Annotated in this window: 7 protein-coding genes; 6 read left to right on the forward strand and 1 reads right to left on the reverse strand. The window is 47.2% G+C overall.

The genetic code is table 11. The features are described 5' to 3' along the window. The first annotated feature begins 10 nt into the window (after nucleotides 1–10). The 6 genes from cobD to PKO01S_RS12800 all read left to right on the forward strand — a co-directional run bounded on the left by cobD (nucleotide 11) and on the right by PKO01S_RS12800 (nucleotide 12010). Nucleotides 11–1099 carry a threonine-phosphate decarboxylase CobD gene (cobD, locus tag PKO01S_RS12775; protein WP_127531733.1) on the forward strand — a complete coding sequence of 363 codons (1089 nt, stop codon included), beginning with the start codon at nucleotides 11–13 and terminating at the stop codon, nucleotides 1097–1099. Nucleotides 1100–1238: 139 nt separating this feature from the next. Further along, nucleotides 1239–1958, forward strand: coding sequence for an adenosylcobinamide amidohydrolase (locus PKO01S_RS12780; RefSeq protein ID WP_127531734.1), 720 nt, complete (start codon nucleotides 1239–1241; stop codon nucleotides 1956–1958). 599 nt (nucleotides 1959–2557) lie between these two features. Then, nucleotides 2558–5404, forward strand: coding sequence for a DNRLRE domain-containing protein (locus PKO01S_RS12785; protein WP_246070556.1), 2847 nt, complete (start codon nucleotides 2558–2560; stop codon nucleotides 5402–5404). A gap of 80 nt (nucleotides 5405–5484) precedes the next feature. Beyond that, the gene (locus PKO01S_RS12790) at nucleotides 5485–10398 is read left to right on the forward strand and encodes an RHS repeat-associated core domain-containing protein (protein WP_127531736.1); all 4914 of its coding nucleotides are present in this window, start codon (nucleotides 5485–5487) and stop codon (nucleotides 10396–10398) included. An 11-nt stretch (nucleotides 10399–10409) separates the two neighbouring features. After that, complete coding sequence (locus tag PKO01S_RS12795) at nucleotides 10410–10853, forward strand: hypothetical protein (protein WP_127531737.1); 444 nt, start codon at nucleotides 10410–10412, stop codon at nucleotides 10851–10853. A gap of 554 nt (nucleotides 10854–11407) precedes the next feature. Further along, entirely contained in the window at nucleotides 11408–12010 is a 603-nt protein-coding gene (locus PKO01S_RS12800; RefSeq protein ID WP_127531738.1) for a helix-turn-helix domain-containing protein, read from the forward strand. A 426-nt stretch (nucleotides 12011–12436) separates the two neighbouring features. Here the strand turns inward: PKO01S_RS12800 and PKO01S_RS12805 are convergent, their stop codons facing one another. Then, entirely contained in the window at nucleotides 12437–12643 is a 207-nt protein-coding gene (locus PKO01S_RS12805; protein WP_127531739.1) for a helix-turn-helix domain-containing protein, read from the reverse strand. Nucleotides 12644–12773 lie beyond the last annotated feature (130 nt).

The following is a 12773-nucleotide window of genomic DNA, read 5'->3' on the forward strand; positions in this document are numbered from 1 at the left end:
AGGAGACAGAATGCTGGAACGTTACGGACATGGCGGAGATTTGGTTACGGCGGCGGGGTTGTATGGCATTCCAGCCGACCGGTTTCTCGATTTCAGCTCGAATATGAATCCTTTCGGACCGCCGGACGCGGTCCGTTTTGTTATGGAGACGAGATGGCAGGAGCTTGACCGGTATCCGGATCCTGCGGTTCGCGGTCTGCGAAGCAAGCTCGCGCAGCGGCACGGCATTGGCGAGGATCAGATCCTGTGCGGCAACGGTGCAGCGGAACTGATCGAGCTGGCCGTTCGAGCCGCTAAGCCGACTGGCGGCGTCGGCTTAGCAGTGCCGGGATTCGGAGAGTATGCCGAAGCGGCGGACAAGTTCGCCTCCGGTCCGATCATTCGCGTACCGCTTCTGGAGGAAGAGACGTTCCGTTTATCGGAGCAGCGGGTCATGGAAGCGGCACAGCAAGAGCGGCCGGGACTATGGCTGCTTGGTTCGCCGAACAATCCGACAGGAATGACGGTGGATCGCGGTCTGGTGTTGAAGCTGCTGGATACAGGCGCCTTCGTCGTGATTGACGAAGCCTTTCTTGATTTTATGCCGGATGATGAGGACCGTACATTGATACGCGAAGCGGCGGACCGGCCGAACCTGCTTGTCATTCGGTCGATGACGAAGTTTTATGCGATTCCCGGCATCCGCCTCGGCTATGCGGTCGGTTCCACGGAGACGATCCTGGCGATGCGCAGCTTGCAGACGCAATGGAGCGTGAACTCGCTTGCGCAATGGATCGGCGAAGCGGTACTGGACGATGCGGCGTATGCCGAGCGCACGCGGGCATGGCTTGCCGAGGAGCGACCTCGGCTGGCGGAGGCGTTAACGAGCCTTGGCTGCAAGGTGTTCGACAGTGTGACGAACTACTTGCTCGTTAATCTGCCGGACAGCCTTGAGGCGGACGCGGCAGAACTTCAGCGGCGAATGGGCGCGCGAGGCGTGCTGATTCGTGATGCTTCGCATTTTGAAGGGCTGAATGGGCGTTTCATACGAGTGGCTGTGAAGCTGAGAGAGCAGAACGAACAGCTGATGGCTGTAATGACTGCGTGCTTGGGCGAGTGAGTGGAAGTGTGAGTGTAAGTGTGAGTGTAAGAGCAAGAGCAAGAGCAAGAGCAAGAGCAAGAGCAAGAGCAAGAGCAAGTGCAAATGAAAGTTATAACGTCAGTCAAATGACTTCTTATTTGGAAAGGTGAGCGGGAGCGTGCAGCCATTTCGAAAGTCAAACAACTATGAAAGCACATGCTGGCCCGGCGTCCGTGCAGTATTTTCAGACGATAGGGAACGCATCACGATAGACGCTCCCGGTATGCTGCGAACCATCAGCAGTGCGGTATACGGTGGCGGCATGGCGAGCGCTGACCGGTTCGTCAATTGGAAAGTTCCGCTTTCGTATAACAACGACGATCCGAATACAGAAATTTTGGACCGGCTGGGGCAGTGGGGGTTAGATGGGGATCGATCGGTTGTCCTAATGACAGCGGCCAAGCTGACGCATGCATCCGTATCGGAGTATAGGGACGACCGGTTCAAGCTCATCTGTTTGACGACGGCTGGCACGGGCAATGCGGCCCGGGCTGGCAGTGAGCGAACGGTGTATGAAGCGTGGCGGCCGGGTACGATAAACACGTTCCTGCTGTTTGACGGCCAATTGTCGGACGCCGCCATGGTCAACGCACTCATGACCGCTGTCGAAGCCAAAGCAGCAGCACTCCAGGACGTCGGCTTGCGCGACCCGGACAACGGCCTCATCGCGACGGGCACGACGACCGATGCAATCGTTCTCGGCGTAAGCGGCAATTCGGCATACGGAGCTGTGCATGAATACGCCGGCACGGCGACAACCGTCGGCGCCGCAATCGGTAAGCTCGTGTACGACACGGCATATGAGGCGGTTGTGACGCAGGGGGAAGAGTTGAGTTAAGCAGGGAAGATTGATAGCGCGCTCGGTGGTAATGGACCTGGGCACAGGTGTGGAGTTACTGAACGCTTCACTTCTTGCTGAGAGTGTGATGGATGATTATTTGCTTGAGTGACGGATGATGCCTGTAGGGAGATGGATGATTACTGTAAAAAGTGCAGCCATTTGATGGACTGAGCGCAGTTTGAGCATAATGTCTGCATAAAGTGCAGTTATATTCTCGTAATCTGTCTGCATGGAGTTGATTTGAATCAAAAGCCTGCATTTATTGCAGGCTTGGTTTTTTGTTGGATCACATACAATCTCCATTCCTGCACATTGTGCAGGCTTGCGAAAATTAGCACGCGCAGCAGCGAGATTAAGATGGAGTGAAAGAACTTAACACCGGTGAGCCCGAGAGGGCCGCCGGTTTTTTTGTGTAATTGAGATGAAGGGCACAGCAATCGACAGCATTCGTCTATTTGCACCTCTTTTCATATTTATCAAAATTATCCATAATTGAGAAGTTGTTGGTACGAGTGCTGAAAGGGGGATAGAGAGAGTCAAAGTCAAACAAACCGTGTCTAGAAGAAAACGAATAAGGAATAGGAGAGATTAAGTTGATGAGAAGGTTTTGTACATTCCTAAGTGTGTTAATGTTGCTGACTGTACTCCCTTTAACGGGAGTTGAGGCGTCTGACTATGAACCTGTGCTTGCAGCAGATACTAGTGAAGGAACAATAGTTGATCCGCTTTTGACTAACGACGAGACTGTTGTTTCAGATACCTACGAGATAAAGGGTACGGATGGTTTAGTACAAGTCCCATCTAACCCAATTAATTCGAATATCAAGTCGGAAGTTGCTGCGCAGTTGAACGAGAAGAACAGAACCGTAGTAGGAGAGAACATTAAGAAAAGAACAAGTCATACGAAACACTACCTGATGTCGGACGGTTCATATAAAGCGGTCATCTCCTCCAACGATGTGCACTATACGGACGAGAATGGAGCGTTTCAAGATATTGATACGTCACTTACAGACGAGGCTGATCTAGATCTGATACCGGATCAGGGTTCAGTATCTGCGGATTCGGCTGCAGATTTCAAGAGTATCGTAAAAAAGAATAAAGAAAATCGAAAATTGAAGTCCCTTGATAAATCCGATACGAATTACCGGGCGCTTCGTGTTCCGTATGATGTGTCGATTCCAAAGAACATTCAGAAGGGATATTCGATCTCGAAAAGCGGGGAAACGATGGCTTTCATCCCAGTAGGCGCTTCGAAGTCCAAAGGTATCGCCAGCAATAATTCGGTATTTTACTCCAACGTATGGACAGATACGGATGTTCGGCTGGATGTCCAGAATGATGGCATAAAAGAAAGCATTGTTTTGAATTCTCCGAATTCGCCAACCACGTTCTCTTTTCAAATGCAAACAAACAGTGCTCTACAGTCGATTCAACATCTAAACCTGTTGCCTGCATGGGCAAAAGATAACAACGGCAAAGTCATTGAGGTTGCTCAGACGATGCGGCAGGAGAACGGCGCTTCCTTCATCGATTTGAATATCGACGCAGCAGGTGTGGCATTCCCCGTCATTATTGACCCGACTGTGCAAATTGCAAACGAGACACAAGATACGTATGTAATGGCTAATTCCCCTGACTCTCGGATTTATGGTAGAACTGAACTTTGGGTCGGAAGTCCATTTGACTGTTATTGTAGAATTGATTCGTTTATACAATTCGACTTATCAAGTATCCCAAGTGATTCAACTATTTTAGATGCGAAACTTAATTTGATAACTACTTATGATAACTTTACGAAACCGGGAAATGGCTATATTAATTTGCACCGAGTCACCTCATACTGGAATGAAGCGATTACCTGGAACACAACTCCTGGAATTAATGAGTTAGTCTCGGAAACAGTTATTCCTCTCATGACAAGATCTGGGCAACAATTTGATTTCGATATCAAATCGGCCGTCACGAATTGGGTGAATGGAACATGGACGAATTATGGTCTCAGAATGATGAGTTATTCAGATTTCTATTTCACATTCTACAACAACAATTGGCCTGACCACGCCCCTAAACTCACCATCACTTACGAGCAAAAACCGGTATCCCCACAAGTCCTCTATCCGAATGGCGGAGAAGTGGTCGACGCCCTGTACAACATCACGTGGAATTCAGCGAGTGACCCGGATACGGTACAGTCGCAGTTGAAATACCAAGCCCAGCTGTCGCAAGACGGCGGGATGAACTGGACGGATCTGGCCGCTTTAACCGCAGCATCGCAAACCCAACTCTCCTATGATTTTACTTCCAAGACCGCTTCTACGAACAGCCTCATTCGCGTCCGAGCATTCGATGGCACCAATTACGGTCCTTGGGATCAATCGGATGCGCCATTCACCATCAAGCATAATATTGCGCCAAGTAAACCTACTGGCCTCAGTCCCGGCAACACGGCATCCGCTTCGGCAACAATCGTAATCGGATCCCCGATACTCAAATGGAATTTTGCTGATTCGGACGCAGGAGATACTCAATCCGCTTATCAGATCGTGATCTATAACGGTACTACGGTGGTCAAGGATACAGGCTGGGTAACGTCATCGTTGAGTACGTATACGGTTCCATCTGGAACGCTAACGAGGGATACAACCTATAACTGGAAAATAAGGACGAAAGACCGGGCAGGCGCTATTTCGGCGTACACATCCTTGTATTATATCAAAGTCAATGCACTTCCGGTTGTGGCGGTTACTTCTTATACCAACGGACAACAGCTGTCGGATAACATTTTGACATTTACCTGGACCTATTCAGATGCCAATAGTCAAGCACAGTCCAAATATCAAGTGACAGGCAGCCGAGATAACTGGGCAACGGTCGGGTTTAACTCCGGCGTATTGAACGGCAACGCCACTACTTATACGACGCCAGCATTGGCTAGCGGCACATGGAGCTTTAAAGTGACGGCATACGACGGCTTGGAGTGGGCGACTGCGGCGATACGCAGCAATCTGGTTCTCTCGAATGCATTCGAGCCGAACGATACGAACGCACAGGCATTCGCCATCACCTACAATCAATCCTATAGTTCGCTTGTTAACAGCGCTACGGATGTCGATTTCTTTAAATTTACAGCTACGTCCAACGAAATCGATAGACTTATCCTGAATGTGCCAAGCGGCTTGAACTATGACGTGTACATTTACGATTCGTCGATGAAGCTTATTACGGCCGGGGTCCAAGGAACTGCGATTCAGGAGAACGAACTGTTCGATGTGAAAGCAGGCAGCACCTATTATATTAAAATCGTTAGCGTTGGCGGCAGTTTTAGCACGACCGCAGCTTATAATTTCACCCTCGCACCTGCGACAATGAAATTTAATACGACTTACCAATACGACAGCAACGGCAATACGACCTCGAAGACGACCGTGACAACACCATAATCGTTGCAAATTGCTTCGCACTAGAGGCAGTCATCACGCTATTCATGGCTGTCTCTGTTTGAATAAGAGGAGGATCTACGTTGAAGAATGTTGTAACGAAAGCGTTCCTATATTTGATCATCTGTTCATTCTTGGTGGCATATGTACCAGTTGACGATCGTACCGTAAGCGCCGAGCCATCATCCGAGATGAACGCCCCGTCACAATCCGTTGATGCAGCAAGCGAAAAGAAGAAAAGCATGTGGATCGAACAGTTTGGTGTAACGAACGAAGAGATTCAAGCCGAACTTGATGAAGGCTATACATTGGACGATATTGAAAAAGCGTTAAATCGGATGAAGGCTTCCGGTGAATCGCTTGAAGTGAGTTTGGTGAAAGTTAAGCCGCATGCGGTTAACCGTTCCCAAGAAGCCAAAAGTCAAGTAACAAGTGATGTGGACGCGGATAGCTTTGCAGCAGCAACTCCGGCAATGGCACTCATGAGTGCGGCTGTTCAAAGCCCAATCCCCGATTACAATCATGTGAAGACGAAGCCCGACGAAGCACCGTTCACGGTTCAACTGGATAATGAAACGGTATCGACTTTATCAGGCGGACTTTCGCTTCGTGCCGCAGATCTGAGCTTGCCTGGCCGAAATGGCTTATCTTTCACTTTATCTAGAAGTTACGACAGCGGTTCTTCGCAGTTCGATCAAATGGCCGTTAAGTGGGGAGAGAACGCAACAGAACAGCCGATGGAAGAGAAAAGGTTTCCGATAGGCAAAGGCTGGGGGTGGGACCTCTCTTTCATCGAAATCAACGAGACCGCCAAGTTTCTGCATTTAGCGGGGTCAGGCGTATTCAAGATCGATGAGAACAATGCTCTCGTCGGCTACCCTTGGATCGATCTTACTTTTGCACCGGATACAAGTGTAACGGTTAACTCCGTTGTTTCTGCATATGTTCTGAAGTCGATCCAACATATGAACCAATATTTTAATGCAGAAGGCCAACTGATTCAGATCTCGGACGCTTACAACAATAAAATTACGTTTTCGTATTCGAACCATGCTATCTATGGATCCGTACTAACGAATGTATCGGATGCAATCGGCAATAGCATCAACATAGCCTATAATCAAACCTCTGTTGTTCTGACTTCGGGTACCAGAACGGTCAAATACTATAAAGCAAATTACAATGGCAAGGAATTGTTGAGCCAAGTCGTTGACGAGCTCGGCCGTGCGACGACGTATGATTACAGTATTAAGAATGCAAAGTTCAGTTTGCTTGGTACAACAGCCGATACGGATAACCCCTATGCTTTGATATCCGGCGTTACTTATCCGACAGGGGCGAAGACCGTATATGCGTATGAAGATACCCCGACTACGCGGTACATCTCGGATAATGCCGTCAATCAAGTCTACCGGGTCAAATCGCGGGAAGAACAATTCACTTTGTCGGACAACTCCATTCAACACGTTAATCATAAGGACATCTCATATCCGACCGGCGATATTGGAAGCTCGAATAACGCGGACATTACGTTCACGGTTCGGATTAACGATGGAGCCATCGATACTACTTTTACGAACTTCAAAGATTATATCGACGCCACGCACTCACCTGTATTTTACAACACCGCGATTGTTTCGACTGCGACCGCTGAAGGCAAGACTTATACGAACCAAACGGACTATACGTATGATCGTGCACGGAAATGGCCGGTACCTACGAATACGAAGGTAACGCGATCGGAGTCAGGTTCTACGGCTACCTCTATTACAACAACATCTGCCATGTATGACGATTATGGCAATATCATCTCCACCACTGATCCTATGGGAACAATGACACGCAATACATTTGATCCAACGACTCATTTATTGCAGACCGTTGCAAAGCCTATCAATGGCGCCCAGCAATGGCAATATACCCAGTATACAAGGAATTCGTTAGGGGCCGTTATCAAGGAGCAGCTGTATGCAGGCACTTCTTCTGGTCCAACGGGTAATCCTCTGCGAGAAACGAATTACGAGAATATCGATGCAACAACCGGTAACGTCGGCCAGATCCGTTATGCAAACGGTTCGTCGGGCGACTCTACCACCCTTATCGAATATTCAGCAGCGTATAAGAACGCGTTTCCGACCAAGACATCGACGGTCGTCCATGATATTGAAGGGAATGCGTCAACTATCGTAAGAGAATATACGTATGCTTCGACAATGGGACAGCTCCAGCAATACAAGGACGGTCAATCCGGCATCCAATATGGATACGATAATGCGGGACGAGTGACGAGAGTGACACATCTTGCAGACAACAGCTTCATGTCGATCGAATACTTGGATTATTTGAACCAAATGGTTGCTACAGATCAGACGGGCGTGAAATCGGTGACCAAATGGAATCCCGTCGGATGGAAGACGGACGCCGGCATCACGGAGGACGGCAAATATAAGGCCAAAGCGAAGTATGGATACGATGCGAAAGGCAACGTGCTGTGGACGGAAGACGCGACGGGAAACCGGACGAACTACGGATACGATCAATGGAGCAGACAGCGTTCCGTGACGTTCCCGGACCTTGATACGAATTCTACCGTTATGAATGACATTGCCAATACTAAGACGAGCACCGATTCGAAAGGCAATGTTCAGAAAGAGTACTACGACTTGCTCGGCAGAGTGTTGAAGGTAGAAGAGACGAATCCTGGGAAGCAGCCGACGATTCTATCATCGTATACGTATGACAACGCGGGCAATGTACTGACGGTTAAGGATAATGCTGTTCAATCGAACACGACAACCTACGCCTATGACGTGCTTAGTCAGTTGAGAAGTGTATCTGTCATGGTGAACGGAGCGGTGCAGACCACCTCGTATGATTACGATGCACTAGGCAACCAGACGACGATTACCTTCCCGGACAATAAGACGACGATCAAGAAGTATGACGAAGCGGGAAGGCTGATTCAGAACACCGTTGCAGCAGTGAGCGGCAAAAATAATATTGAATCGTACTACTACGATACCAATAACAATTTGATCCGAATGAAAGACCGGAACGGCAATCGGTTCAAGTATACGTACGACAGCCGAAGCAATTTGATGTTCAAAGATATCGTCGATGCGAGCTGGAATCCTATCGCCGGGGAAGAGCGAATCTCATTCACCTATGATCTGGCTGGACGACGGAAGAGCATGACCGATCAGACGGGAACGACGAGCTATTCGTATCAGCCGTTTACAGGTGCGCTTTCGACCTTGGAATATCCCGATGGCAAGAAAATCTCTTACGATTACGACGTGAACGGGAATCGTTCATCAATGAATGATCCGTTCGGTGCGAACACGTATTATCATTACGATTCCCGTAACAGGCTGGATGCCGTGGGGTTGTCACCGGATCTGGTCAACGATTACGACGCGAAGTATCAATATGAACAAGCTGCTCAATTAAGACAGGTAGATCTGGGAAATGGAGTAAAATCATCGTATACTTATGTTGGTAATAAGCTTGATACTTTGACGGAGTATAAGTCGAACGGCGCTCTATTAAACAGCTACAGCTATAAGTATGACGGTAATCGCAACATTACGGATATAACGGCCAACAATGCGACGAATTCTTATCAGTATGATGAAATGAACCGGATTCGGACATCTACGCAATACAATGAAACCTACACCTACGATAATCGGGGCAATCGTTCGGGATTGACGACGAACCGCCCATTCGAAAGGCCAGATGGCCAAACCACCTTCGATAAGCGAGATCGGTTGACAAGCGTTGTGACAGCTAGCGGATCGAGCGTGTCGTATCGCTATAACGGGGACGGACAGCTGTGGGAACGGACGGAGAACGGACAGACAACCCGCTATTATTGGGACGGCGACCAGATCATTGCGGAAGCGACCGTGACCGGCACAACGGCTGCCTTCAAGGCCAGATACGTTCGCGGACGCGGACTAGTAGCAAGAGAGGATAGTCAAGGCAAAGCCTACTATGTCCATAACGGTCATGGTGATGTTACAGACTTGATGGATGCGGATGGCATAACTCGACTGAACACGTACAGTTATGATGTGTTCGGCAACATCGCATCAATGAACGAAACCGTTGCTCAACCGTTTAAGTATTCCGGTGAGATGCAGGATACGACGACGGGACTACAGTACCTAAGAGCGAGATGGTATGATCCGAGTATTGGACGGTTTGTTAATGAGGATACGTATGAAGGGGATATTACGAATCCGCTGACGTTGAATCTTTATACGTATACTGCGAACAATCCTTTAATATACTCGGACCCTTCAGGACATTGTTTCACTAGTTGGTTAGGGAAAAAATATTGTGAGGCAGCTTGGGAGGGCACTAAGGACGCGGCAAAAGCAGCAGCAGATGCCGTTGTAACTGGAGTCAAAGCAACAGTACAAGCAGGTAAGGAATTTTGCACATGGTTTGGCTGCGCTGATGTTTTAATTGGACTCGGTGGGCTCGGACCGGAATTTGGATGGATGAGCAGTGTAGTTGGTGTGTCATCTACTGTTGTGAAAGGAACAGAGATGGCGTATTACTCAGCAGAGGCTTTTACTGCAGCAAGGACAGGTTACTGGGCATTAGGGATAAAACCGAGGGGATTTGGAATTGAGGTAGCTTTAGGTGGTATGGGAAATGCTTTTCCGACTATTGATAAGTTTGTGAATGGAGCCAATGGTATTGCAAAAAGTGTTACTAGTATAAAGTCATTGGATTTTACACTAAAATCTTATCAAAAAGATGGTGCAATTTATAATAAGGTTATGGAATATGTTAATGATGTGGTTGGATTTGACGATACTACATGGGGTGGCATTGTGGTTAATGTGGATAATAATACCCAAAGAGTTCTCGAATTGGCTTTACCCCCGGTTAAACAATCAGCAGCACAAGCGCAACAAATCACAATTGCAATAAATGATGCTGCCGCAAAGGGAATTACAGTGATAATTCAAATAATCGAGTGAGGTGATGAGAGATGGAATTTAAACGAGTCTCTATTTATGTGGATAAAACTAATAATTTAATTGTAATTGCGAATGGTTTGATAGATAAATGGGGAGGAATGATAAAAGAAATTGATATGGTAGAGCAATTAAGTTTTCCCTACGAGGAGAATAATGTAGAGACAATATTGCTGCAAATGATGAACAACTGGTGTGCGTTAACTCCAGAGGAAGTTGGGTCAACGCCGCTTGAGAAGTGTTTAGGATTGCAAGGTTACACTAAAGCAGTAAAAGGAAGGAAATTCATAGATTTTAGTTGGAGAATCAACGAGGGTTACTTTGTAACTCCAACTAGGAGAGAAAAAACAGGCTTCGTTTCCCTTAAGGACAAGCGAATAATGCTAGGACAGCAGATAGTGCCAGGTACGTTATATTGTGCTTTAATGAATGCAATTGACCAATCTACATCGCTATAAGCTTTTCTATACCACATGATAATGAAATGCACCCCATTTGTTAGACACCATCTAACGAGTGGGGTTTATTTATGTATAACAATTCCATGTGTTTTCTTTTTGTTCAATTGACTGAACCCCCACCCAGTGCCGAATGAATCGGGCGGTATGTCCCGAAAGTACTTAAGGCATATCGACTGCGTATGATTTTTCTCCGAAATGACTGTACGTACAGCAGTATGCTTTAATTCGTATACCCTATTTGTATTGTCGCCCTCTTATTCAACCTCGTGAAAATCTATAGATGCCTCCATGTTACAGAGCAAATTCCTTACCTTCGTTATCTTACGGTTTTTCCAAGTGAAATACCCTTCCGCAACTTTAATTAGACATAAGTCGACTATTGATAGTAAGAGGAATTTAGAAATTCTTCGCAACGATCTAGCTATATGCTCCGATGTTTACCGTGCAAGAAACAATCTGGTGACGACCAGTTGACATAAAAAGGAAAGGTAACGCTAGGCTAGCCGCCTTTCTGATGCTATTACGACAAGTCAAAGGTGAGGAGGGGCGATATGCCGGAGAGTATTCAACAACGATTAATAAAGTGGGCAGCGCATGAGGATTATGACTTTCGTTGCCCATTCCAACCCAATCGCTATTACATCCCGTATCCGCATATGATACGGAAATGCTATGCACTGAGCATGAATGAACGCGGCGTACTACTGGATATATTGAGTCATTTAGGCGAGAACGAGGAAGCGTTCCCCTCCCAAGAAACGATAGCAAGTAACTTGGGCATTAGCGAGTCTACAGTCAAGTCGGCTGTAACTTCGTTGGAGGAGAAAGGCTTTATAAAGACGGTGAGAAGGAGGGGGCGTGTCAACCGCTACAGGATTCACGACTTGGAGAGTAACGCCTACATTGCCTATTCCGAAGCGGCTCATTACTTCTTACGATATTATCAACCGAAGTACGTGAAGAAATCGCTGATTCAATCCGTCACTGCGGATGTTATCCATAGCGAGAAGTACGCCTTACATGCGAGAGACTTGCGAGAAGCCTACCGTTCTCCCCATGCATCTGACGTGCCGTATCCTGACTTGGTGTATGACATCGTGTCGGAACTGTTAGTAGAAATCCGAATGAAGCTGTGGGGAGGAAAAAGGCGTTGAGGTATCGTTGCCGATTTATTCGGACTTCTGCAAGTATCTTGACCTTTATCTGAAAAGCATTGGCTTTGAGGACGGAGACGAATGCGATTGGGACGAGTACCTAAATTCCGAGGATGAAGAAGACCCGACTACTCAAGGACAATAATTACGGCTCTCGAAGGTGAAATTCAGCTACGGGGTAGCTCATTATCCCTGTCGGCTTCATCTAAAATCACCTTCGAGGGAGTTGTAAATCGTCTCAGAATAAGAAGAACTTAAAGAGATGAAGTTAGAGAGATGAAAAGAAAGAGAGATTGGCAGACACGCCATGCGGCGGTCTGCAATTTCGGGGGACTCGGGATTCTTGGAGATAAGATGAAGACTTTACGGAAAACAAATCGTAAAGATTTTCGTCACCGCTTCCATCTGCTCGTTGGGCAACATGCCCTATTCAACCTCCATAACAATAAGGTCAGTGAGTTCGATATTGAGCGTTTTACAGATGACTTCAAATGTGCTGAGATGCACTCTATCAACTTCATTTGAGCATAGATGGCTGATTGTATTTGGTCTCAGCCCTGTAAGTCGGGCGAGTTCCCGTTGGGACATATTTTTTTCAGCAAGTATTTCCTTGAGTTTTACTACGACAGGCATGACGAACCTCCGAACAGTGACATTTATCTCATTATACGACTTAAGCCGCTGTAGTAAAAGTGATTGATTGTATCGCTTAGTGGATATATAATAACATTGTATCTACTAAGCGTTACATTAATCTCGATAA

Source organism: Paenibacillus kobensis NBRC 15729, from assembly GCF_004000825.1.
In the GTDB taxonomy this organism is placed as follows: domain Bacteria; phylum Bacillota; class Bacilli; order Paenibacillales; family Paenibacillaceae; genus Paenibacillus_T; species Paenibacillus_T kobensis.

Coding starts and splice junctions, on each gene's coding strand:
- PKO01S_RS12805 (WP_127531739.1), bottom strand. CDS start 12,643: ATGCCTGTCGTAGTAAAACTCAAGGAAATACTTGCTGAAAAAAATATG.
- cobD (WP_127531733.1), top strand. CDS start 11: ATGCTGGAACGTTACGGACATGGCGGAGATTTGGTTACGGCGGCGGGG.
- PKO01S_RS12800 (WP_127531738.1), top strand. CDS start 11,408: ATGCCGGAGAGTATTCAACAACGATTAATAAAGTGGGCAGCGCATGAG.
- PKO01S_RS12785 (WP_246070556.1), top strand. CDS start 2,558: ATGAGAAGGTTTTGTACATTCCTAAGTGTGTTAATGTTGCTGACTGTA.
- PKO01S_RS12795 (WP_127531737.1), top strand. CDS start 10,410: ATGGAATTTAAACGAGTCTCTATTTATGTGGATAAAACTAATAATTTA.